Annotated in this window: 20 protein-coding genes; 5 read left to right on the top strand and 15 right to left on the bottom strand. The window is 66.1% G+C overall.

From position 1 onward, the window contains the following. From ACE3TQ_RS08605 to ACE3TQ_RS08585, 5 genes are all read left to right on the top strand, one after another. Window positions 1–2,781, top strand: a 2,781-nt coding sequence (locus ACE3TQ_RS08605) for a heme utilization protein (protein WP_374581661.1), incomplete at its 5' end; no start/stop codon positions are given. A 176-nt stretch (window positions 2,782–2,957) separates the two neighbouring features. Continuing rightward, window positions 2,958–5,105 (top strand): peptidase domain-containing ABC transporter, encoded by a 2,148-nt coding sequence (locus ACE3TQ_RS08600; RefSeq protein ID WP_374581660.1) that lies wholly within the window; start codon window positions 2,958–2,960, stop codon window positions 5,103–5,105. Continuing rightward, window positions 5,078–6,430 carry an HlyD family type I secretion periplasmic adaptor subunit gene (locus ACE3TQ_RS08595; RefSeq protein WP_374581659.1) on the top strand — a complete coding sequence of 451 codons (1,353 nt, stop codon included), beginning with the start codon at window positions 5,078–5,080 and terminating at the stop codon, window positions 6,428–6,430. The genes ACE3TQ_RS08600 and ACE3TQ_RS08595 overlap by 28 nt, the downstream gene beginning before the upstream one ends. Before the next feature lie 7 nt (window positions 6,431–6,437). Next, the gene (locus ACE3TQ_RS08590) at window positions 6,438–7,745 is read left to right on the top strand and encodes a methyltransferase domain-containing protein (RefSeq protein ID WP_374581657.1); all 1,308 of its coding nucleotides are present in this window, start codon (window positions 6,438–6,440) and stop codon (window positions 7,743–7,745) included. A 2-nt stretch (window positions 7,746–7,747) separates the two neighbouring features. Next, window positions 7,748–8,839, top strand: a complete 1,092-nt coding sequence (locus ACE3TQ_RS08585; RefSeq protein ID WP_374581656.1) for an SGNH/GDSL hydrolase family protein — start codon at window positions 7,748–7,750, stop codon at window positions 8,837–8,839. Window position 8,840: 1 nt separating this feature from the next. Here ACE3TQ_RS08585 and ACE3TQ_RS08580 read toward each other — a convergent pair whose 3' ends face one another. From ACE3TQ_RS08580 to ACE3TQ_RS08510, 15 genes are read right to left on the bottom strand one after another with little or no spacing between them, the layout of a single operon-like run. Then, window positions 8,841–9,740 carry an NAD-dependent epimerase/dehydratase family protein gene (locus tag ACE3TQ_RS08580; protein WP_374581655.1) on the bottom strand — a complete coding sequence of 300 codons (900 nt, stop codon included), beginning with the start codon at window positions 9,738–9,740 and terminating at the stop codon, window positions 8,841–8,843. After that, complete coding sequence (rfbC, locus tag ACE3TQ_RS08575) at window positions 9,737–10,300, bottom strand: dTDP-4-dehydrorhamnose 3,5-epimerase (protein ID WP_374581653.1); 564 nt, start codon at window positions 10,298–10,300, stop codon at window positions 9,737–9,739. Before rfbC ends, ACE3TQ_RS08580 begins: the two co-directional genes overlap by 4 nt. A 10-nt stretch (window positions 10,301–10,310) precedes the next feature. After that, entirely contained in the window at window positions 10,311–11,075 is a 765-nt protein-coding gene (locus ACE3TQ_RS08570) for a hypothetical protein (RefSeq protein ID WP_374581652.1), read from the bottom strand. Beyond that, window positions 11,072–11,611, bottom strand: a complete 540-nt coding sequence (locus ACE3TQ_RS08565) for a hypothetical protein (protein WP_374581651.1) — start codon at window positions 11,609–11,611, stop codon at window positions 11,072–11,074. The genes ACE3TQ_RS08570 and ACE3TQ_RS08565 overlap by 4 nt, the downstream gene beginning before the upstream one ends. Before the next feature lie 6 nt (window positions 11,612–11,617). After that, window positions 11,618–12,934: a lipopolysaccharide biosynthesis protein RfbH gene (gene rfbH, locus ACE3TQ_RS08560; RefSeq protein WP_374581649.1), complete on the bottom strand. Its 1,317-nt coding sequence runs from the start codon at window positions 12,932–12,934 to the stop codon at window positions 11,618–11,620. Next, window positions 12,931–14,022: a CDP-glucose 4,6-dehydratase gene (gene rfbG / locus ACE3TQ_RS08555; RefSeq protein WP_374581648.1), complete on the bottom strand. Its 1,092-nt coding sequence runs from the start codon at window positions 14,020–14,022 to the stop codon at window positions 12,931–12,933. Before rfbG ends, rfbH begins: the two co-directional genes overlap by 4 nt. Next, a complete protein-coding gene (gene rfbF, locus ACE3TQ_RS08550; protein ID WP_374581647.1) occupies window positions 14,019–14,792 on the bottom strand; it encodes a glucose-1-phosphate cytidylyltransferase in 774 nt (257 codons plus the stop codon). Before rfbF ends, rfbG begins: the two co-directional genes overlap by 4 nt. 21 nt (window positions 14,793–14,813) lie before the next feature. After that, complete coding sequence (locus tag ACE3TQ_RS08545; RefSeq protein WP_374581645.1) at window positions 14,814–15,893, bottom strand: GSCFA domain-containing protein; 1,080 nt, start codon at window positions 15,891–15,893, stop codon at window positions 14,814–14,816. A gap of 4 nt (window positions 15,894–15,897) precedes the next feature. Next, complete coding sequence (locus tag ACE3TQ_RS08540; protein ID WP_374581644.1) at window positions 15,898–16,749, bottom strand: hypothetical protein; 852 nt, start codon at window positions 16,747–16,749, stop codon at window positions 15,898–15,900. A gap of 13 nt (window positions 16,750–16,762) precedes the next feature. After that, window positions 16,763–17,905: a DegT/DnrJ/EryC1/StrS family aminotransferase gene (locus ACE3TQ_RS08535; RefSeq protein ID WP_374581643.1), complete on the bottom strand. Its 1,143-nt coding sequence runs from the start codon at window positions 17,903–17,905 to the stop codon at window positions 16,763–16,765. 21 nt (window positions 17,906–17,926) lie between these two features. Next, window positions 17,927–18,823, bottom strand: coding sequence for a hypothetical protein (locus ACE3TQ_RS08530; protein ID WP_374581642.1), 897 nt, complete (start codon window positions 18,821–18,823; stop codon window positions 17,927–17,929). 36 nt (window positions 18,824–18,859) lie between these two features. After that, window positions 18,860–19,645: a glycosyltransferase family 2 protein gene (locus tag ACE3TQ_RS08525; RefSeq protein WP_374581641.1), complete on the bottom strand. Its 786-nt coding sequence runs from the start codon at window positions 19,643–19,645 to the stop codon at window positions 18,860–18,862. Between the two features lie 8 nt (window positions 19,646–19,653). Further along, window positions 19,654–20,760: a DegT/DnrJ/EryC1/StrS family aminotransferase gene (locus ACE3TQ_RS08520; protein ID WP_374581640.1), complete on the bottom strand. Its 1,107-nt coding sequence runs from the start codon at window positions 20,758–20,760 to the stop codon at window positions 19,654–19,656. A 9-nt stretch (window positions 20,761–20,769) separates the two neighbouring features. Continuing rightward, a complete protein-coding gene (locus tag ACE3TQ_RS08515; RefSeq protein ID WP_374581638.1) occupies window positions 20,770–21,183 on the bottom strand; it encodes an FdtA/QdtA family cupin domain-containing protein in 414 nt (137 codons plus the stop codon). Window positions 21,184–21,186: 3 nt separating this feature from the next. Beyond that, entirely contained in the window at window positions 21,187–22,068 is an 882-nt protein-coding gene (locus ACE3TQ_RS08510; protein WP_374581637.1) for a glycosyltransferase family 2 protein, read from the bottom strand. Window positions 22,069–22,072: the final 4 nt, after the last annotated feature.

Here is a 22,072-nt window from a genome sequence, read left to right as displayed (position 1 = left end):
GCGCTGTCCGGCCTGACCACCGACCAGATCAAGGCCCTGTCGTCCGACCAGTTCGCCGCCCTGAACTCCGGCCACATCAGCGCCCTGAGCACCGACCAGGTGGCCGTGCTGAGCAGCGACCAGGTCAAGGCGCTCGATACCGCCGACGCCGGCGCCCTGAAATCGTCGCAGATCGCCGTGCTGTCGACCGACGCCATCAACGCCATGGACAGCCAGGACGTGGCGGCACTGAAGACCAGCGCGATTGCCGGCTTCACCACCGACCAGATCAAGGCCCTGTCGTCCGACCAGTTCGGCGCCCTGACCTCGGCCCACGTCGGCGTGCTGAGCACCGACCAGATGTCGGTACTGAACAGCGACCAGGTGAAAGCCCTGAGCACCGCCGACGCGGCGGCCCTGAAGGCCTCGCAGATCGCCGTGCTGTCGACCGACGCCATCGCTGCGATGGACAACGCTGACATGACCGCCCTGAAGACCGCGGCCATCAGCGGCCTGACCACCGACCAGATCAAGGCGCTCTCGTCCGACCAGTTCGGCGCCCTGAACTCCGGCCACATCAACGCCCTGAGCACCGACCAGGTGTCCGTGCTGAACAGCGACCAGGTGAAGGCGCTCGATACCGCCGACGCCGGCGCCCTGAAGGCGGCCCAGCTGGCCGTGATTTCGACCGACGCCATCGCCGCGATGGATAACGCCGACATCACCGCCCTGAAGACCGCAGCGATCAGCGGCCTGACCACCGACCAGATCAAGGCCCTGTCGTCCGACCAGGTCGGCGCCCTGAACTCCGGCCACATCAGCGCCCTGAGCACCGACCAGGTGTCCGTGCTGAGCAGCGACCAGGTCAAGGCACTGGATACCTCCGATGCCGGCGCCCTGAAGGCAGCCCAGGTTGCCGTGATCTCGACCGACGCCATCAAGGCGATGGACAGCCAGGACCTGGCCGCGCTGAAGACCGCTGCCATCAGCGGCCTGACCACCGACCAGATCAAGGCGATCTCGTCCGACCAGTTCGGCGCCCTGAACTCCGGCCACATCGGCGCCCTGAGCACCGACCAGGTGTCCGTGCTGAGCAGCGACCAGGTGAAGGCGCTCGATACCGCCGACGCCGGCGCCCTGAAGGCGGCCCAGGTGGCAGTGATCTCGACCGACGCCATCAAGGCCCTGGACAATGCCGACATCGCCGCCCTGAAGACCTCGGCGATCTCCGGTATCACCACCGACCAGATCAAGGCCCTGTCGTCCGACCAGTTCGGCGCCCTGACCTCGGCCCAGGTAGCGATCCTGAGCACCGACCAGGTGTCCGTGCTGAGCAGCGACCAGGTCAAGGCCCTGGATACTGCCGACGCGGCCTCGCTGAAGTCCTCGCAGATCGCCGTCCTGTCGACCGACGCCATCAACGCGATGGACAGCCAGGATGTGGCAGCCCTGCGTACCAACGCGATTGCCGGCATCACCACCGACCAGCTGAAGGCGCTGTCGTCCGACCAGTTCGGCGCCCTGTCCTCGGCCCACGTCGGCGTGCTGAGCACCGACCAGGTGTCCGTCCTGAACAGCGACCAGATCAAGGCGCTGGATACGGCTGACGCGGGCGCCCTGAAGGGCAGCCAGGTGGCCGTGATCTCGACCGACGCGATCGCCGCGATGGACAATGCCGACCTGGCCGCGCTGCGTACCGGCGCCATCGCCGGCATCACCACCGACCAGGTGAAGGCGCTGACCACCGACCACCTGAAGGCCCTGACCAGCCAGCAAGTGGGCGTGCTGTCGAGCGACCAGTTCGCCGCCCTGTCGACCGACCAGGCCAAGGCGATCGACGCCGCCGACATCGCAGCGATCAAGACTGCCGCGATCAAGGGCCTGAGCACCGACAGCGTCCGTGCGCTGACCACCGACCAGGTGCACGCACTGACCACGCTGCAGATCCATGCCCTGACCACGGACCAGCAGAACGCGATGACGACCGACCAGATCCGCGCCCTGTCGAGCCTGACCCCAGTGGTGCTGGACCTGGACGACAACGGCATCGAGACCCTGGACATCTCGGCAGGCGTGCAGTTCGACCTGAAGGCCAACGGCAGCAAGCTGAACACCGGTTGGGTGGGCGGCGGCGACGGCCTGCTGGTCATGGACCGCAACGGCGACGGCAGCATCAACGACGGTGCAGAACTGTTCGGCTCCGGCACCACCCTGGCGAACGGCCAGAAAGCCACCACCGGCTACCAGGCCCTGGCTGAGCTCGACAGCAACGGCGACGGCGTGATCAACGCTGCCGACGCGAACTTCGGCAAGCTGCAGGTGTGGGTCGACAACGGTGACGGCATCAGCCAGGCCGGTGAGCTGAAGTCGCTGGGCGACCTCAACATCACCCAGCTGAACCTGGACGTGACCCGCGGCAAGGGCGGCAGCAACGGCAACATCAACGGTCTGCAGTCGACCTACGAGACCGCCGACGGCAAGTCGCACGACGCAGCCGACGTCTGGTTCCTGGCCGGCCAAGCCGACCTGCGCAGCTCGGTCAGCAGCCTGGTGCAAGCGATGTCGGGCTTCGACAACGCCGGCACCCCGGCCGGCGGCACCGCCAAGCTGGATGTGGCAGCAGCGCAGGACGGCCTGAACACCGCAAGCAACGCCGCCCTGATGGCAGCCGCGATTGCCCAGTTCGATGCAAGCAAGCTGAACCCTGCTCAGCAGCTGGCCAACACCGACGACGACAACCGTCGCCTGAAGGCCCTGCAGCAGAACAGCACCGGCACCGGCTTCCTGGCTGCACCGAAGTAAGCGGCGAATGAACACAGGGACGTACCCCAAGGGTACGTCCCCGTTTAATTCCCCCAAAAGCGGCAAGCTCCTATGGACTTGCCGCTTTTTTTCGGCTTTAAAAACCCTGCTGGTACGCTTGTGCCTGCGGTAAAATCGCTGGACACTCTTCTGGAAAAGGTGCAAGCCGCAGCTCCATGACGCAATCAAAATTTCCCCACACCGCGGTGCAATGCCTGACCGCCGTCGCCCAGCACCACGGCCTGCAAATCAACCCTGAGCGGTTGATCGACGACTACGCACTGGGAGCGGAGGAGCCCGGCAACGGTTTGCTGTTGCGGATGGCTAACGACATCGGCCTGAAAGCCACGGCCGGCACGCTGACGTGGGACGGCTTGCAGAACCAGGGCGGCGTATTCCCGCTGCTGGCCCGCTTGAACAACGGCAATATGGTGATCGTGATCGGCGCCCGCAGCGGCGAAGGCGAGGGCCAGGTGGCCATCCTCGATCCGGCCGCCGGCAATGCCCAGGTGGAAATGCTGGACCGCGCCGCGTTCAGCGCGCGCTGGAGCGGCGACGTGGTGTTCGTCAAACGCCAGCACAAGCTCACCGATCCCAACCAGCCGTTCGGCCTGCGCTGGTTCATCCCGGAAATCCTGCGCCAGAAGGCGGCCTTCCGCGACATCTTCATCGCCGCCATCGCCATGCAGCTGCTGGCGCTGGCTTCGCCGATCTTCTTCCAGCTTGTCATCGACAAGGTACTGAACCACCAGAGCGTGACCACCTTGTGGGTGCTGTCGGTCGGCATCATCATCGCGCTGCTGTTCGACGCGGCATTCGGCTTCCTGCGCCAGATGCTGATCCTGGCCGCCTCCAACAAGATCGACATGCGCCTGACGCGGCGCACCTTCAGCCACCTGCTGTCGCTGCCGATCGATTACTTCGAGACCACCACTGCCGGTGTCATCACGCGCCATATGCAGCAGCTGGAACGCATCCGTTCCTTCCTGACCGGGCGCCTGTTCTTCACCGGCCTCGACCTGATCACCCTGGTGGTCTTCCTGCCGATCCTGTTCTCTTACTCCTTCCAGCTGACCCTGGTGGTGCTGGTGTTCGCCATGCTGATCGGCGGCATCGTGCTGGCCATGGTGCCGACCTTCCAGCGCCGCCTGAACGCGCTGTACGCGGCGGAAGGCGCGCGCCAGGGCATGCTGGTGGAAACCATCCACGGCATGCGCACCGTCAAGGCGCTGGCGCTGGAACCGGCCCAGCGCCGCCAGTGGGACCAGCGTTCGGCCGAGTCGATCAATATGCACTTCCGCGTCGGCCAGATTTCGATCACCGGCAACGCCGCCACCGATTTCCTGGGCAAGCTGATGCCGGTCATGCTGATCATCATCGGCGCCCAGCAGGTGTTCGACCAGACCCTGTCGGTCGGCGCCCTGATCGCCTTCCAGATGCTGTCGCAGCGCGTCACCGGCCCGCTGATCGCGATTGCCGGCCTGGTCAACGAGTACCAGGAAACCGCGCTGTCGGTGAAGATGCTGGGCGAAGTGATGAACCGCGCGCCGGAAGGCCGTGCCGGTGCCGGCGGCCTGCGCCCGGTGCTGAAAGGCGAGATCAAGTTCGAGGACGTGACCTTCCGCTATCCCGGTTCGCAGAACAATGCGCTGGACCGCACCGCTTTCACCATCAAGCCCGGCTCGGTGGTCGGCATCGTCGGCCGCAGCGGCTCGGGCAAGACCACCCTGACCAAGGTCATCCAGTCGCTCTACAGCGTGCAGGAAGGCATCGTACGCTTCGACGGCATCGACTCGCGCGAGATCGAGCTGTCGCACCTGCGGCGCCAGATCGGCGTCGTGCTGCAGGAGAACTTCCTGTTCCGCGGCACCGTGCGCGAAAACCTGCTGGTCACCAAGCCCGACGCCACCTTCGAGGAAATCGCCGAAGCGGCGGCCGCCGCCGGCGCCGACGAGTTCATCGAACGCCTGCCGCATGGCTACGACACCATGCTGGAAGAGAACGCCTCCAACCTGTCGGGCGGCCAGAAGCAGCGCCTGTCGATTGCCCGTTCGCTGCTGGCCAAGCCGCGCATCCTGGTGCTCGACGAAGCGGCCTCGGCGCTGGACCCGGAAAGCGAAGCCATCTTTATCCGCAACCTGTCGCGCATTGCCGTCGGCCGTACTGTGGTGATGATTTCCCACCGCCTGTCGACCCTGGTCAATGCCGACGCCATCCTCGTGATGCAGCGCGGCCGCCTGGTCGACATGGGCCGCCACGAAGAACTGCTCACCCGTAGCGATACTTACCAGCATTTATGGAACCAGCAAACAAGCCACCTGTGAAGCGCGGCGACGAAACCCGGCTCGACTTCCTGCCCGACGCCGACGCCATCGAGCGCTCGCCGCTGCCGTCCTACCTGCGCATCACGGTGCACCTGCTGGCCGGGCTGCTGCTGGTGTTCCTGGTCTGGGCCAGCGTGTCGAAAGTGGAAAAGATCGTGACGGCCCCGGGCCGCCTGGTCAATCCGTTGCCGAACATCGTGGTGCAGCCGCTGGAAACCTCGATCGTGCAGACCGTCGAAGTGCGCGCCGGCCAGCTGGTCAAGAAAGGCCAGGTGCTGGCCACCCTCGACCCGACCTTCACCCAGGCCGACGAAGCCCAGCTGCGCTCGCGCCTGGCCAGCCTGGAGAACCAGGAAAAGGGCCTGCGCGCCGAGCTGACCGGCAAGGCCGCTGCGGGCGGCAAGCTGGAAAGCGCGGACGACATCCTGCAAGCCCAGCTGTCCGGCGAGCGCCAGGCCAACTTCGAGGCGCAGAAAGCGCGCCTGGACCAGAACATCGAACGCCTGAAGGCCAGCATCGAAACCAACCGGCGCGACCAGCAGGTGCTGGCGCAGCGCCTGAAGTCGCTGAGCGAAATCGAAGCGATGCAGGAAAAGCTGCTGGCCGAGAACTTCGGCGCCAAGATGCACCTGCTGGAAGCGCGCGACCGCCGCCTGGAAGTCGAGCGCACCCTGGTCAATGCGCGCAACCGCGACATCGAGCAGGCACGCGAACTGGCCGCCGCCGAAGCCGAGCGCGCCGCCTTCAACAAAGGCTGGCGCCAGAAATCGATGGAAGAGCTGCTGAACGCGACCCGCGAGCGCGACAGCATCAAGGAACAGCTGGCCAAGGCCGACAAGCGGCACCAGATGGTGCAGGTCACGGCCCCGGCCGACGGCATCGTGCTGGAAGTGGGCAAGCTGTCGCCCGGCACCATCGTGCGCGAGGCGGAGCAGATGTTCGTGCTGGTGCCGCTGAGCGCCCAGATGGAAGCGGAAGTCACCATCGAGGCGGCCGATATCGGCGCCATCAAGGCCGGCGACAATGTGCACCTGAAGCTGGACGCCTTCCCGTTCCAGATGCACGGCATGCTGGAAGGCAGGCTGCGCACCGTGAGCCAGGATGCGTTCAAGCGCGAGCAGTCGGACGGCGGCCGCAGCAGTTCCTATTATGTGGCGCGTGCCACCATCAACGCCGAGCCCAAGCTGCGCAACCTGAAGCCCGAGTCGCGCCTGCTGCCGGGCATGACGATCCAGGCGGAAATCGTGGTGGGCAAGCGCTCCGTCATTTCCTACCTGCTGTGGCCGCTGACCAAGGCCCTGGATGAATCGATCCGTGAACCGTGACCCCACCATGCTGATAAATATTGACCAGATTCCCGTCGTCGCGGTTTCGTACAACTCGCCCGACCTGATTGCCTCCCTGCTCGGCACGCTGCGCAAGTTCTACCCGTCCAACCCGGTGTTCATCATCGACGGTTCGGCGCCGGAGATTGCCGACCAGATTGCGCCGATCGCCGCGCAGTTCGAGCATGTGCGCTTCATCCCCTTCGGCTACAACATCCACCACGGTCCCGGCATGGCCTGGGCCATCGAGAACCTGGGCCTGACGGGTCCGGTGCTGTTCCTCGATTCCGACGTGGAAGTGCTGAAGCGCGGCTTCCTGGAGTCGCTGGCCGAGCACCTGGAGCCGCACCTGTACGGCGTGGGCAGCGTGGCGCCGGTGGACGAGAATGGCTTCACCAACGGCCCTAACCCGATGCCCTACCTGCATCCGGCCTGCATGCTGACCAATATCGAAGTGGTGCGCCAGTGGCCGCTGCCGGTCAAGCACGGCGCGCCGATGCTGCCGCCCATGATGGCGCTGGCCAAGGCCGGCCAGAGCGACCTGCTGCGCAACGTGGAATGGCTGCACAATGATTTCGCGCCCACCCCGGCGCAGCGCATCTACCTGCGCCACGACTGGCAGGGCACGGTGCGCCGCACCGGCGGCTACCACTACGACAAGCCAAGCACCGCCACGGTGGACCAGGAGCTGCTGGCCGTGGTGCCGAAGGCGGTCAAGCTGGTGCACGTCGGCTGCGGCGACGGCGCCTTCGCCAAGGCCTACAAGCAGCGCCACCCGGTCTGCAATTATTTTGGCATCGAGCGCGACCTGATCGCCGCCGAGCAGGCGCGCGCGCACTGCGACTTCGTCTACCAGCAGGACATCGAAACGCCGGACGAGTCGCGCGACCGCCAGATGGCGCAGGCCGACTGCTGGCTGCTGGACGGTGCGCTGGAACGCGCGCGCGACCCGTGGGCCCTGCTGGCCATGGCGCGCGCCAGCATGGCGCCGCAGGGCGCGCTGGTGGTCTCGGTGCGCAATTTCCAGCACTGGAGCAACCTGCTGCGCCTGGCCGTGGGCGATTACCGCTACGCGGCCGACGGCGTGCTGCAGCGCGACGAGCTGCGCCAGTTCACGCGCGGCTCCCTGCTCGAGCTGCTGGGCCAGGCCGGTTTCCGCCTGACCGGCGGCTACGCGGTGCAGGGGACTGAAACGGTCAACGAAGGCGTGCTGCCTGTGCTGCGCCAGCTGGCGCACCTGGTGGGGCGCGATCCGGAACAGGTGGTGCAGGACGCCTTGCCGCAACGCTTCATCCTGCTGGCCACGCCGGCCTGAGCATGCGCATCCTCATCATCGGCGGCTCCAACTCCCTGCTCAAGGGCGGGTACGTGCATGGCCTGGCGCAGGCACTGCAGGGGCATGCCGAGGCTGAGATCATCCAGGTTTCGGTCGGCGCCACCACCTCGCTGGCGGCGATCGGCCGCCTGCATGAGACGTTTACCGGCGCGCCGGTCGATTTCATCCTGTACGAATACGGCATCAACGACGCCGGCCACTTCGCGCCGCGCGCCGGCGGTGCCGAGTCGTGGCTGATGTGCTTCCACCTGCTGCTGAAAACGGCGGCCCAGCTGTACCCGACCGCCATGTTCGTGCCGCTGGTGCTGGCGCAGCAGGCGCATTTCCCGGCGACCGTGCCGCTGCCTTTCTACGATGCGCAGCTGGCGGCCTACCGCGCACTGGGGCTGGACTTCATCGACGTGCGCGCCTGGATGTCGGCGCTGTTCCTGGGGCGCGCGCCGGACTGGATGTATATGGACCCGGCGCACTATGCGGCGCCGCACGCCACCTCGATTATCGGCGCCCTGGTGGCGCGCCACCTGCTGAAACTGCGCCAGCATCCGGTGCCGCCGCTGTCGGCGGCGCTGGAGCGCCTGCTGGCGCACTCGCCGCACGCCAGGCTGGAAGCCATGTACGTGCGTGCCGCCAACCTGCAACAATTCACCAGCGGGCCGGTGGAGCGCATCCAGAGCGGCAACCGCCTGATGCAGCTCGAATGCCTGCGCATGCTGCCGGGCAGCCGGCTGCAGCTGAATTCCGCGGCCTTCCCGCTGGCGGTATTCCTCAAATCCGATACCGGCCACCAGTGCATGCAGCTGGAACTGAGCACGCCGGAGGGCATGTATTTCAATGCCTGCGTGGCGACCCGCCATGCCGACACGGAAACCCTGCCGTTCATTTACTCGAACATCCCGCTGCCGCTGCTGTGGGGGAATAGCCTGCTGATGCGTTACGGCGCCAGCCAGCTCACGCTGTCGGTGCCGGCGCAGCAGGCCGGCCCGCTGGCCGGTTTCGATTGCTATATGCCGGGGCAGGCCGGCGCACCCAACCACCTCGACCTGGTTGGCCTGCTGATGCTGGTGCAGCCGTAATTTACCCGTGGTGGAAGCGCGCCAGGCCTTCGGCCAGCGGCACTTTCGGCTGCCAGCCCGGCACGGTCTGGTAGCGCGTCCACGGCACCATCACTTCGCGCGGGCGGTAGGGGCGTCCGCCCCACTCGATATTCAACGGTTTGCCGCTGGCCTGGCTGTATAGCTCCGCCAGCGCGCGCAACGCGAGCGGCGCGCCGCTCGAGACGCCGTATTCCGCCATCGCCTCGGCCTGGCCGCCATCCGCCAGCAACCGCCACGCCTGCAGGAAGGCGTCCAGCACATCGTCGATGTAGACCAGGTCGATCAGCTGTTCGCCGGGCGACATGGCCAGGCTGCTGCCTTCGTTGGCGATGCGCTTCAGCAGGTTGAGCGCTTTCGGGCGCGTGTCGCCCGGGCCGTAGGTGTCGAACAGCTTGAGCGTGGCCACGCGCAGGCCGTGGCATTCCACGTAGTAGCGCAGCAGGGCGCTGAAGGCGTGCTTGGTGGCGGCGTACAGGCAGACCGGGTTGTAGTCGCCGTCCTCGTAATGTTCCCAGGCTGTGCTGGTGTTCACCAGCAGGCGCACGCCGCACTGGGCCATCGCTTCCGCCAGCTGGGTCGAGAATAGCAGGTTGGCCTGCACCAGGCGCTCCACGTCCGTCACCTGGTGCTGCGCCAGGAACAGGGAGGCGAGGTGGAACACCGCTTCCGGCGCCGCCGCGCGCATGATCTCCACCAGCTGGGTGGTGCTGCCGTCGTGGCGGTGCAGGTGCAGGCGCGGACCCGCCGCAGGCAGGGCGTTGCTGGCGGAACCGGGGCGCAGCACCAGGTGCACGTCCCAGCCGTCGTCCAGCAGGCGCTGCGCCAGGCGCGAGCCGATAAAGCCGCTGGCGCCGGTCAGCAGGGCGCGCGGCGCGCTCATGCGCCGGCCTCGTAGACGAAGGGCGAATCGAATTCCGCCAGGGTGGCAAAGCCCTGGTCGCGCGCCGACAGCAGCGGTGCGCGCCGCACTTCGTCCGGCCAGGCGATGCCGGCGGAATCCCAGCGCACGCCGCTGTCGTGCTGCGGCGCGTAGGCGCTGGTCACCTTGTACATCATTACCGCCTGTTCGCCCAGGGTGCAGAAGCCGTGCGCCAGGCCGGCCGGCAGGTAGAGCATGTGGCCGTTCTCCGCGCTCAGCTCGAACGTCAGGTGCTGGCCGTAGGTCGGCGAACCGCGCCGCAGGTCGAGCGCCGCATCGAGCACGGCGCCCTGCACGCAGTACACCAGCTTGGCGTGTTCGTGCGGCGGCAGTTGGAAGTGCAGGCCGCGCACCACATTGCGTTTGGAGAGCGAATAGTATTCCTCGGCGAAGGTGGTGGCCATGCCGTGGGCGCGGAACAGGTCTTCGCGGAAGGTTTTGACAAAGCTGCCCCGCTCGTCGGCGCGGATATCCGGCACCAGTTGGAAGCAGCCGGGGATGGCGGTCGGTTCGATGCGCATCGGCGGCCTTTCAGGTCGGAGGGTACTTGGCGTCCAGCACCACGGTGGCGGTGGAGATCACCTTGTCCTGGCCCCAGGCCGCGATGTGCTTGGCCAGCAGCAGCGCCTGCAGGCGCTCGCAGCTGAAGGCCATGCTGCGCGACAGGTAGCCTTCGCGGTCGATGTAATGGTGGCGGTAATGGCGCGACATCACCAGCTCCAGGTCGTGCGTGATGCTGACGAACCATTCGACCGGCATATAAGCCACGGTCGGGCAGGGGATGAAGACATTGCCGCTCAAGAAATCGGCCGCCTCCTGGTCGGTGATCACGCCGCAGTCGATGGCGTCGCCAAAGAACAGCAGGATGTCGCGCGTCACGGCCACCGCGTTGTACTGCTGCAGCACGCTGCCGGCAAAGGCGGTGGAGATTGGCACGATCGGGGTTTTGCCGTCGCCCAGGAAATGTTCTGGCTTGACGCGCGCGAAGTCGCTCGGGTGGGCCCAGTGGTTGAACAGGCGGCGGTGGCCGATCGGGTGGGTCAGGGCGAAGCGGCGGTAGTGGCAGACGCCGACAAAGCCTTCCGCTTTGCTCTCCAACAGCATGCGGCGGATCTGGAACAGCGCCAGGTATTCGCCCAGGTAGCGGTTGCGCAGCGCGTCTTCCGGCGACAGCAACTTGCTCATGGCCAGGCCGGTTTCGGGCACATAGTCGCCCGAGCCCAGCATGGTGATGAAGTCGGGCATCTGCCAGTCGAACGGCGCGTGGGCGATGCAGTAGTAAAGCGGTTTCGTCATGCCGGCATGGCCTTGATCAGGAAGTGGGAAGGCGTGTCCGTACCGCCAGGGCTGATGGCGATGGTGGCGGCCAGGCGGAAGCCCGCTTCGGAAAACAGGTTTTGCAGCGCCGCCAGGTCGAGCGCGTGGCGCGCATCGGCTTCGGTGGCGGCGGCGGGATTGCTGACACAGGCCAGCACGCAGGCATCGTAGTTCAGCACCGCGCGGATGCCGGCCAGCACCCGGGCTGGTTCGGCCAGGCGCTCCAGCGTGCCGTCGAACAGCCAGGCGTCGGCCCACTGCAGGTGGCGGTAGAAGGCGCTGCCGGCGCTTTCCAGCTGCACCTGCACCACGCGTTCGGCGAAGCTGGTGGCGCGCTGCGCGGCCGCCGTGTCAGCCTCCACCACCACCAGCGAGGTGGTCGGGTAGCTGCGGTGGTAATGGCGCGCCAGGGCGCCGTCGCCGGCGCCCACCTGCACCAGCAGGCGCGCGTTGGGCGGCAGCGTGTTGGAAATCGCTGCCGTGCGCGCTTCGGCGAATGGGTTGGCTTGCTGCATGGCGTTTTAGTCGAAGCTGACGCCGAAGAACTGTTCCAGCTTGGTGGCGGCGAAGTCCAGCATCTCGCGCGACAGGCCGGGGTAGACGCCGATCCAGAAGGTGTCGTTCATCACGCGGTCGGTGTTCACCAGTTCGCCCGAGACGCGGTAGTTGCGGCCGATCATATACGGCTGGCGCGTCAGGTTGCCGGCGAACAGCAGGCGGGTGCCGATCTTGTGCTGGTCCAGGTAGGTCAGCAGGTCGACGCGGCTGGCGTTCGCCTCCGGCTTCAGCGTGACCGGGAAGCCGAACCAGGACGGGTCGGAGTTCTCGGTCGCCTGCGGCAGGACCAGGAATTCGGCGCACGACTGCAGGCGCTCGGTCAGGTAGGCGAAGTTGTCCTTGCGCGCCTGGATGAAGCCCGGCGCGCGGTCGATCTGGGCCAGGCCGCAGGCCGCCTGCATATCGGTGATCTTCAGGTTGTAGCCCAGGTGGCTGTAGGTGTACTTGTGGTCGTAGCCGTCCGGCAGGGTGCCCAGCTTCTGGCAGAAGCGCTTGCCGCAGGTATTGTCCTTGCCCGGCGCGCAGTAGCAGTCGCGGCCCCAGTCGCGGAAGGACTCGGCGATCATCTTCAGCTCGTAATTGTTGGTGAACACCGCGCCGCCTTCACCCATGGTGATGTGGTGCGCCGGATAGAAGGACATGGTGCCGATGTCGCCGAAGGTGCCGACCATCTGGCCCTTGTAGGTGGAGCCCAGCGCGTCGCAGCAGTCTTCCACCAGCCACAAGTTGTACTTCTTGCAGAGGGCGGTGATCACTTCCAGGTTGAACGGGTTGCCCAGGGTGTGCGCCAGCATGATGGCCTTGGTTTTCGGGCCGATCGCCGCTTCCAGCTTGGTCACGTCGATATTGTAGGTGCCCAGCTCCACGTCGACGAAGACCGGCACCGCGCCGAACTGCAGGATCGGGTTGACGGTGGTCGGGAAGCCGGCCGCCACGCCGATCACCTCATCGCCCGGCTGGATGGCGCGCTCGCCCAGCTTGGGCGAAGTCAGGGTGTTGAAGGCCACCAGGTTGGCCGAGGAGCCGGAGTTGACGGTGATCAGGTGCTTGACGCCGATGAACTTGGCCAGCTTCTGCTCGAACTGGTCGTTGAAGCGGCCGGTGGTCAGCCAGGCGTCGAGCGAGGCATGCACCATCATCTGCATTTCCGGCGCGCCGACCACTTTGCCGGCCGGCGGGATCACGGTGCTGCCCGGTGCGAAGGCGGGCGGCTGCGCGGCGGCGGCGTATTCGGCCACCAGCTGGATGATCTCTTCGCGCAATTGTTCTTGTGTCTTCATGGTGCTATCTCGGTATGTTGGTAAGAGGCGATCTGTGCCAGCGTGACGCTGCGCATATCGTCGCCGCGCGCATGGGCCTTGTGCCATGCGACGATTTCGTCCAGGGTGCGCTGCAGTTGCCAGCGCGGCTGCCAGTCCAGGCGCGCGCGCGCCTTGGAGCAGTCCAGTTTCAGGTAAGTCGCTTCGTGCGGCTGCGGCGCGCCGTCCAGCTCCCAGGCGGCGCCGTCGCCCCACTGCCGGCACAGGCGTTCGATGATCCATTGCACCGGGCGCGCGTCGGTATCGTGCGGGCCGAAGTTGAAGCCTTCGGCAAAGGCCGGGCCGTCCTGGTACAGGCGCTCGGCCAGGGCCAGGTAGCCCGACAGCGGTTCCAGCACGTGCTGCCAGGGGCGGATCGCATGCGGGCTGCGGATGCGCACCGGCTGGCCGGCCGCGATGGCGCGCACCATGTCCGGCACCAGGCGGTCGCCGGCCCAGTCGCCGCCGCCGATCACGTTGCCGGCGCGGCCCGAACCGAGCGCCACGCCGTGCACGGCGTATTGCGCGGGATTGAAGAAGGAATTGCGGTAGGCGCTGGTCACCAGCTCGGCGCAGGCCTTGCTGTTGCTGTACGGGTCATAGCCGCCCAGCGGCTCGTTTTCGCGGTAGCCCCAGGGCCATTCCTTGTTCTCGTAGCACTTGTCGCTGGTGACGTTCAGCACGGCCTTGATGCCGGGCGTGGCGCGCACCGCCTCGAACAGGTTGACCAGGCCCATGACGTTGGTGGAATAGGTTTCCACCGGGTGCTCGTAGGAGTAGCGCACCAGGGCCTGGGCCGCCATATGGATCACGATTTCCGGCTGCGCCGCCTGCAGCGCGGCGCGCAGCGCCTGCGCGTCGCGGATGTCGCCGATAGTGGACTGCATGCCGTCGGCCACGCGCGCCGCCTCGAACAGGCTGGGCGTGCTGGCCGGGGCCAGGGCGAAGCCGCTGACCTGGGCGCCCATGCTTTGCAGCCACAGGCTGAGCCAACTGCCTTTGAAGCCGGTGTGGCCGGTGAGGAAGACGCGCTTGCCTTGCCAGAACGCCGGGTTGGCTGCTCCGCTCATGGCCATTTTTTCCACGGCGCCTGGCCGCTTTGCCACAGCTCTTCCAGGTGCTGCTTGTCGCGCAGGGTATCCATCGGCTGCCAGAAGCCGGCGTGGCGGTAGGCCGCGAACTGGCCTTCGCGCGCCAGGGTTTCCATCGGCTCGCGCTCCCAGATGGTGGCGTCTTCCTTGATATGGTCGATCACCTTGGGCGAGAGCACGAAGTAGCCGCCGTTGATCCAGCTGCCGTCGCCGACCGGCTTCTCGCGGAAGGCGGTGATGCGGTCGCCGTCCAGGTCCACGGCGCCGAAGCGGCCCGGCGGCTGCACGGCGGTCATGGTTCCCAGCAGGCCATGCTGGCGGTGGAACTGCACGGTGGCGGCGATGTCGATGTCGGCCACGCCGTCGCCGTAGGTGAAGCAGAATGCTTCGTCGCCGTCGACATACTTGCGCACGCGCTTCAGGCGGCCGCCGGTCATGGTGGCGTCGCCGGTATCGACCAGGGTCACCTTCCACGGCTCGGCATGGCGCTCGTGCACCTGCATGGTGTTGTACTGCATGTCGAAGGTGACGTCCGAGGTGTGCAGGAAATAGTTGGCGAAGAACTCCTTGATCATGTAGCCCTTGTAGCCGCAGCAGATCACGAATTCGTTGATGCCGTGCGTGGAGTAGGATTTCATGATGTGCCACAGGATCGGCTTGCCGCCGATTTCCACCATCGGTTTCGGCTTGACCGAGGTTTCTTCACTGAGCCGGGTACCCAGGCCGCCGGCTAGAATCACAGCTTTCAATTGTCTGACCTTTGCAAAAATTTAGCTGCGGTTGGCATTAAACCTGTCAAGAATCACTTCGTCGCAGTCCGCTTCCAGCAGCGCCAGGATTTCATTTTCGGCATCCTGCGCCTTTACTTCCGCTTTCGCCACCGGTTCGGCCACGCCGCCCTGCTCGAAGCGCGAGCGGAAGAACACCTGCATCACCGTCTGCACGCCTTCCGCCGTGACATCGCGGCAGTTGCGTTCCCAGAAGCGGCCGCGCGTGAGCGGGCTGGTGATGATCTCGTAGGAAGGGAAGTAATCGACATAATCGAACCTCCTCACGACTTCGTCAACTGCGGAGCGCAAAATGCTCTTGGAGGCGACGGTCGATACCACAACGCTGCGCGGCTCAGCCGTAGCCACCAGGCTGACCGGCGATACCGTGAACATGACCTTGGCGTGCGGGTTGAGCGCGCGCACGATGCCGCAGATGGCATCCAGGTCGGCCGTCACCTGCGCCACGCTGTAGTTGACGAATTTATGCACGCTGGCGTCAAACTGGCCCGCTTCGGCGCCCGGCACGATCGGGTAGCAGTAGCCGTAGGCCGCGTTTTCCCAGCTTTCGGTCAGGCCCAGCGTGAAGACGAAGACGTCGAGTGAGCGCAGCAGGTGCTGCACCGCGTGCAGGTGGTAGCGGCGGTCGGCCTCGGCCTCCGCCACGCTGGCGAAACCGGCCGGCACGGCGCGCGGGCGCAGCATGTCGATCACGCGGCCGTCGTGGCGCTGGCCGAAGTCGAAAATCGGCGCGCGCAGGCCGGCCGCCTGCTGCAGCAGTTCCAGCAGCTGGCGCGTGGTGTAGATATTGCCGTAGCGCGCGGAAAACACTTCGTAGCCGTGGCCGTAGCTTTCCGGCAGCAGCGGGTGGCGCGTTTCGGCGAACAGCACGCGGCCGCCGCGCTCGATCAGCTTGCGGCCGAAGTGCTGGGCGAAGCAGGAACCGGCGGTGCCGAAGCCGTCGCTGGCCTTGAAGCTGAACTTCTTGCCGAAATCGAAATCGACCAGGGCCAGGTCGCTGGCGCTGGCCGCGTTTTTCCAGAACTGCGCTGGCGGGAAGGTTTGGTAGGGGACGCCGGACATGGCCTTACTCCTCGTTCTGGAAGATTTTCCGCGCCAGCAGGGCGCCGTAGGCCTTGTTCCCGTGCGTCAGGCCTTCCGCAAACTCCTTGCGCAGGAAGCCCTCCGGCGTCATGGCGCCGCGCGGCGGCGTGATGACGTCGATCTTCATGGAACGGGTGCGGGCAATGATCATGTCGCAATACAGGCGGTACCACTTCAGGCGCAGGCTGTCGGCGACAAAGCCGTACTTCTGGATGGCGGCGCCGAAGCCTTCGGTGTAGGGCATGCTGGCAATGTCCTCCAGCGGCGGCGGCGGCAGCATGTGCACCACGCGCCTGGTGCTCATTACGCGCAGCGCGGTCAGGGTGGTGACCAGCGGCGCCACCCAGCGTTCCATCATGCCGTGCGCCACTTCCAGCGGCAGGATCGGCACGCCCGGCGTGACCGGGAAGCCGTCCAGCACGATGTCGTAGTCGGGCGCGGTGCGGAACAGGTGGGTCAGGTATTCATTGCCGCCCATGCCGGACACGATCAGCTCATTGTCGTGCCACTGCTGCAGCTTGGCGATCAGCACCGGGTGCATGCGCAGCACCGGGCCGCCGGGCGCGCTGTGATCGAGTTCGGCCAGCGGGGCGCCCAGCTGCACCTGCACATGGCCCGGCGCCAGCCAGGCCGAACACTGCTCGAAGCCGGTGCCGGGCAGGGTGACGGCGGCCGTGAAGTCGGACGGCATGGCGCCGTTGAACCAGCCTTGCGCGTTGGCCCCATGCTCCGGCAGGTCGACCGAGTGCGACTGCCACTGGCCGCGCCAGTCGGTGACCGCGTCCAGCAGGGCGATGCCGTGGCTGGTGCAGAGCAGGGAGAAGGCCTTGGTCATGGGCGTGCCTGCCTCAGTTGCGCTGGTTGCGGTGTACGATTTCCTTCAGCTTCTCGGCGATGAAACGCACATCCTGCTCGGTCACGCCCATATGCATCGGCAGCGACAGCACTTCGTCGCTGGCGCGTTCGGCCTGCGGGCACTGGCCGGCCGCGTGGCGGTAGACGCGGTAGGCGGTGTTGTCGCGGTAGTGCACGCCCGGGAAGATTTCGAACTCGTTGAGCGCCATCAGCACCTGGTCGCGCTGCGCCACGCGCACCTGGAACAGGTGGCGCGACGATTCGCAGCCGGCCGCCATCGGCACCAGGCCGATGGCCGGGTCGCCCTTCAGGTGCTGCTCGTACCAGCTGGCCAGCTGGCGGCGGTAGGCATTGTCGCGGTCCAGGTATTTGAGCGAGACCAGCGCAATGGCGGCCATGATCGAGTTGCCGTGGTACTTGAAGCCCAGCTCCTCCACCTCGTACATCCACTTGTAGGCGCCCTGGTTCATGCTGCGGCTGTAGGTATCCTTGTTGATGCCGAGCCAGGTCAGCTTGCGCGCGCGCGCATCGCGCTCGGCGTCCGGGAAGCAGATCATGCCGGAATCGGCGGTCGGCAGGTTCTTCACCGCCTGGAAGCTGAACACGGTGCAGTCGGCGTCCCAGCCCACGTGGCGGCCGTTGACGCGGGTGCCGGCCATGTGCGCCGCATCCAGCACCAGCACCAGGCCGCGCTCGCGGCAGATGCGCAGCACTTCGGCGTAGCGGCCGCAGTTGCCGCCCAGGCCGACGAACACCACGGCGCGCGTGCGCGGGGTGATCTTGGCCAGCAGGTCGTCCGGGTCGATGCACAGCGAGTCGTCGACGTCGGCGAACACCGGGGTCAGGCCGGACTGCACGATGGTGTGGTTGGTGGAGACGAAGGTGAGCGGGGTGGAAATCACCTCGTCGCCGTCGGCCCAGCCTTTTTCCGTCTTGAACATGTGCAGGGCCAGGTGCAGGCCGGAAGTGTTCGAGTTTAGGAAGTGCGAGTGCGGCAGGCCGCTGTAGTCGCTCCAGGCCTTCTCAATTTCCAGGGTCTTGAAACCGAGGCCGGTCCAGCCTTTCTCCAGGCATTCGCGGATGGCGTCCATGCACTCGTCGATGCGGAAGTTGGGGACGAACAGGTTAATGGCCATTGTGGGAGCTCCAGGGTTGATTTATGCGTTCAGCGACGCCAGCTCGGCGATCGCCGCGTCCATCGCCTTGCGGATATAGTCGGCATTGGCGGAACGGTGGGTGAACAGGATGGCTTTGCGCGCCGCCACCACGTGCTGGTCCGGCGTGTCGAGCACGCGCCGCACGCCCTGGCCGAAGCCTTCGGTCGGCACGTAGATGATGCCGCTATCCTGCCAGTCGCCGAGCGAGGGCAGGGTGCTGCTTTCGGAAATGATGGGGATGCCCATGGCCAGCGGCCGCAGGCAGCGGTTCACTTCCAGGTGGTCGGTTTCGTAGGCGTGCATGTTCAGCACGTAGCGGCAGTCCAGCAGCTGATTGGCCAGGGCCGCACCGTAGAAGCCGGAAATGTGCTTGATGCTGACGCCTTCCTGCTCCAGCTGCGCCACCAGCTTCTTGCGGCGCTCGTTGTAGGCGCCGTAGAAGGCCAGGTCGTATTTGATTTCCCACTGCGCGCCGTTGGACTGGCACAGCCCGGGGCTCGGCAGCAGCGGCACTTCCAGCGCGCGCAGCTGCGGCGCGCGGTGGCGGATATCGTCGATATTCGATTCCGACCAGTCGAAGGTCACGTAGCGCGACAGGAAGTCGAGGTATTCCTGGGTGATCAGGTCGGAACTGCTGCCCAGCTGCTCGCCGTTGAAAATGATGGTGTTGCGCGGCTGCGCCACCGCCGCCACTTCGGCATACGGGTGCGAGAAATGCGAACCGACGCCGAACAGCACATTGACCGTGTTGGGGTTGGGATCGACGAAGTTGGCCGTGATCTGGCAGTCGTAGCCGGCCGTGCGCAGCAGCTGCTGCAGGGCCAGCATGGTGTCTTCAAAGGTCCAGATCGACAAGCCGTGGTACTTGTTGATCATCACCAGGTTTATTGTTTTCATTTTTCCCCTCTAGCGGCTGTGATTGTATCGCCAGCCTTAGAAATGCTCCAGCGGCAAGTTGACACCGGCGCGCGCCAGCAGGGCCTGGCGCGCCAGGCGGGCTTCGTGCGTCGGGCAAGGGAATTTCTTGTACAGGTGCAGCATGGTCGGCAGGATCAGGTCGTCGCGCGAATTGCCGCGCCGCATGTTCTCGCTGGCGCCGGCCGCGCTCTTGTGGATCACCACGCTGTTGATGCCGGGCGCATACGTCAGCTGGCCGCGCTGCAGGCAGGCCAGCAGGTAGTCCCAGTCTTCATAAATGATGAGCGAAGCGTCGTAGCGGATGTCGGCCACCAGGTCGCGCCGGTACAGCAGGCAGCTGTTCGGGATGCGGTTCAGGATCCAGGCGTCGAGCGCCGACACTTCGGCGATCGAGAGCGGGGTGGCGGCATCCAGCAGGCGCGGCGGCATCACGGTGCGGTCTTCGTTCTGCACCTTGAAGTCGTGGAACAGGATCTGCGGCGGGTTGGCCTGCACGCGCGCCGCCAGGGCGGCCAGGTGGCCCGGCTCCATGGTGTCGTCGTCGTCCAGGAACATCAGCCAGGGCTGGTCGGCCAGGGCCAGGCCGGCGTTGCGGCTCTCGGCCGGGCCCGGCTTGCTGCTGCGCGTGACATAGGTGTAGCGGCCCTGCAGCGCGGCCAGCGCTTCCAGCGGCGGCGCGCTGGGCGCCACGTCGTCCACGATGATGACGTGGAAGTCCTGCCAGGTCTGGGCCGCCAGCGATTGCAGCGTGCGCGCCAGCAGGGCCGGGCGGTTATGGGTCGGGATGATGATATTGAACATGGTCTTCCTTACAGCGCAGCCAGGGCGGCGCGCACGGCGGCCGCCACTTCGTCGGCTTGCGCCAGGGTCATATGCGGGCCGATCGGCAGGCTCAGCACCTCACGGTGGATCGCTTCGGCAATCGGGAAGTCGCCTTCCTTGAAGCCCAGCTCGGCATACGCCTGCTGCATGTGCGGCGCGATCGGGTAATGCACGATGGTGCCGATGCCCTGCTCGGCCAATTTGGCGGCCAGGGCGTCGCGCTGTGGGTGGCGCACCACGTACAGGTGCCACACCGGCTCGGCCCATTCCGGCACGTGCGGCAGCAGCAGGCCGCTGCCGGCCAGCAAATCGGTATAGCGGGCGGCAATGGCGCGGCGCTGCGCGTTGCCGGCGTCCAGCGCATCGAGCTTGACGTTGAGGAAGGCCGCCTGCATCTCGTCCAGGCGCGAATTGAAGCCCTGCACCAGGTTGTGGTACTTCTTCTGCGAGCCGTAGTTGCGGTAGGTGCGGATGCGCTCGGCCAGCGCGGCATCGCTGGTGGTGATGCCGCCGGCGTCGCCCAGCGCGCCCAGGTTCTTGCCCGGGTAGAAGGAGAAGGCGGCTGCCTGGCCCAGCGCGCCGGTGCGGCGGCCGCGGTAGGTGGCGCCGTGCGCCTGCGCCGCGTCTTCCAGCACCAGCAGGCCGTGCTGCTGCGCCAGGGCCAGCAGCGGGTCCATGTCGGCCGGCTGGCCGTACAGGTGCACCGGCACGATGGCCCTGGTGCGCGGCGTGATGGCGGCCGCCACGCGCGCCGGGTCCAGGTTGTAGGTCGCTTCCACCGGCTCCACCGGCACCGGGGTGGCGCCGCATTGCGACACCGCCAGCCAGGTGGCGATAAAGGTGTTGGACGGCACGATCACTTCGTCGCCCGGGCCGATGCCGCTGGCTTTCAGCACCAGCATGATGGCGTCCAGGCCGTTGGCCACGCCGATGCCCTGCGCCGCGCCGCAATAGGCGGCAAAGCGCTGTTCGAAATTCGCCACTTCCTGGCCCAGGATGTACCAGCCGGAATTGAGCACGCGCTGGAAGGCGGCTTCCAGTTCCGCACCCTGGCTGAGGTTGATGGCTTTGAGGTCGAGGAAGGGGACGGTCATGGTTGTTCTTTATGGATGGGGGCGGGCCACCTGGGCCTTGAATTCGTCGTAGTCGTGGAAATAGTCGTCCGGGTCGTACATGGTCGAGGCCAGCACCATGCACACCGCGCCGGACGAGAAGTTTTCCACCTCGCGCCACATCAGTTTCGGGATGTAGAGGCCGTAGTAGGAACGGTTCAGCGAAATTTTCTTGCGGCCATGGCCGTCATCGACGATGACATCGAAGCTGCCCGACATGGCGACGATGAACTGCTGCAGCTCGCGGTGGCCGTGGCCGGCGCGCGAGGAGCCGCCCGGCACGTCGTACAGGTAGTAGACGCGCTTGATCTCGAACGGGATATGGCGCCCGGACTCGATCACGGACAGGTTGCCGCGCGGGTCGTTATGGCGCGGCAGCTCAATCAGCCGGCAATCGTCCAGCATGGCTCATCCTTTCAAGTGGGCCAGGTAGTCCTGGAAACGGGCATAGGATTGCACAACCTGCGGGAAAATGCCGCCCAGGCGCACGTGCGCATCATCCACCTTGCCGCGCATGGCCAGCAACTCCTCCAGGCTGATCACGCCCTGCTCGTAGCTGGCCGGCAGCAGGTCGATATAGTCGGAGAAGCAATAGCCGAAATTCGGGTTGGCGTAGTAATTCGAGTTCGACTGCAGGCGCTGGTCCTGGCGGAAGTAGCTCAGTTCCTCGTCCAGGTAGCAGGCGATGCCGTCGCCGTCCGTCAGGTTGAGGTAGGCGGCCAGGTCGGCCAGGCCGCGCGTGCAGTCGTGGCGCCCGACCTTGAACAGCGCGTGCCAGCCGATCTCCCACAGCTTGTCGCGGCGGAACATGATGGTGGAAAACTCGCCGACCATGTTCTGCATGCCGAGCACGCAGGTGCGGTGCAGGTCGCGCCCGGTGATGGTGCCGGTGACCTGGTAGGGACGGCGCGTTTCCTTGCGCATATTGTCGGCGTCGATCACCTGCGAGGCGGAGAAGGCCAGCTGGATGCGCTCGTTGCCCTGCATCGACGCCACCATGCGCTCGATGCAGAACGGGTGCAGGATGTCGTCGTCGAACAGGGGCTTGATATAGGTGCCCTTGCCGGAATAGATCGAGGACAGCACATTGGCTTCGCGCACCACGCTGTTGCGCTGGTAGATCACGCCGTTGAAGCGGGCGCAGATCTTTTCGATGGCGTCGGTCGGGCAATTGTCGCTGACCAGGATTTCCGTGTGCGGGTAAGTCTGGCCGATGGCCGAACGCAGGCACTGCTCGAAATGCTCGGCCTTGTAAGACGGGATGACGATGCTGACTTTTGGCAAGCTCATGCTG

It is taken from the genome of Pseudoduganella sp. (assembly GCF_041914865.1).
Lineage (GTDB): Bacteria > Pseudomonadota > Gammaproteobacteria > Burkholderiales > Burkholderiaceae_D > Rugamonas.
This window is presented reverse-complemented; position numbering and strand designations above follow the sequence as displayed.

Coding starts and splice junctions, on each gene's coding strand:
- ACE3TQ_RS08600 (WP_374581660.1), top strand. CDS start 2,958: ATGACGCAATCAAAATTTCCCCACACCGCGGTGCAATGCCTGACCGCC.
- ACE3TQ_RS08595 (WP_374581659.1), top strand. CDS start 5,078: ATGGAACCAGCAAACAAGCCACCTGTGAAGCGCGGCGACGAAACCCGG.
- ACE3TQ_RS08590 (WP_374581657.1), top strand. CDS start 6,438: ATGCTGATAAATATTGACCAGATTCCCGTCGTCGCGGTTTCGTACAAC.
- ACE3TQ_RS08585 (WP_374581656.1), top strand. CDS start 7,748: ATGCGCATCCTCATCATCGGCGGCTCCAACTCCCTGCTCAAGGGCGGG.
- ACE3TQ_RS08580 (WP_374581655.1), bottom strand. CDS start 9,740: ATGAGCGCGCCGCGCGCCCTGCTGACCGGCGCCAGCGGCTTTATCGGC.
- rfbC (WP_374581653.1), bottom strand. CDS start 10,300: ATGCGCATCGAACCGACCGCCATCCCCGGCTGCTTCCAACTGGTGCCG.
- ACE3TQ_RS08570 (WP_374581652.1), bottom strand. CDS start 11,075: ATGACGAAACCGCTTTACTACTGCATCGCCCACGCGCCGTTCGACTGG.
- ACE3TQ_RS08565 (WP_374581651.1), bottom strand. CDS start 11,611: ATGCAGCAAGCCAACCCATTCGCCGAAGCGCGCACGGCAGCGATTTCC.
- rfbH (WP_374581649.1), bottom strand. CDS start 12,934: ATGAAGACACAAGAACAATTGCGCGAAGAGATCATCCAGCTGGTGGCC.
- rfbG (WP_374581648.1), bottom strand. CDS start 14,022: ATGAGCGGAGCAGCCAACCCGGCGTTCTGGCAAGGCAAGCGCGTCTTC.
- ACE3TQ_RS08545 (WP_374581645.1), bottom strand. CDS start 15,893: ATGTCCGGCGTCCCCTACCAAACCTTCCCGCCAGCGCAGTTCTGGAAA.
- ACE3TQ_RS08540 (WP_374581644.1), bottom strand. CDS start 16,749: ATGACCAAGGCCTTCTCCCTGCTCTGCACCAGCCACGGCATCGCCCTG.
- ACE3TQ_RS08535 (WP_374581643.1), bottom strand. CDS start 17,905: ATGGCCATTAACCTGTTCGTCCCCAACTTCCGCATCGACGAGTGCATG.
- ACE3TQ_RS08530 (WP_374581642.1), bottom strand. CDS start 18,823: ATGAAAACAATAAACCTGGTGATGATCAACAAGTACCACGGCTTGTCG.
- ACE3TQ_RS08525 (WP_374581641.1), bottom strand. CDS start 19,645: ATGTTCAATATCATCATCCCGACCCATAACCGCCCGGCCCTGCTGGCG.
- ACE3TQ_RS08520 (WP_374581640.1), bottom strand. CDS start 20,760: ATGACCGTCCCCTTCCTCGACCTCAAAGCCATCAACCTCAGCCAGGGT.
- ACE3TQ_RS08515 (WP_374581638.1), bottom strand. CDS start 21,183: ATGCTGGACGATTGCCGGCTGATTGAGCTGCCGCGCCATAACGACCCG.
- ACE3TQ_RS08510 (WP_374581637.1), bottom strand. CDS start 22,068: ATGAGCTTGCCAAAAGTCAGCATCGTCATCCCGTCTTACAAGGCCGAG.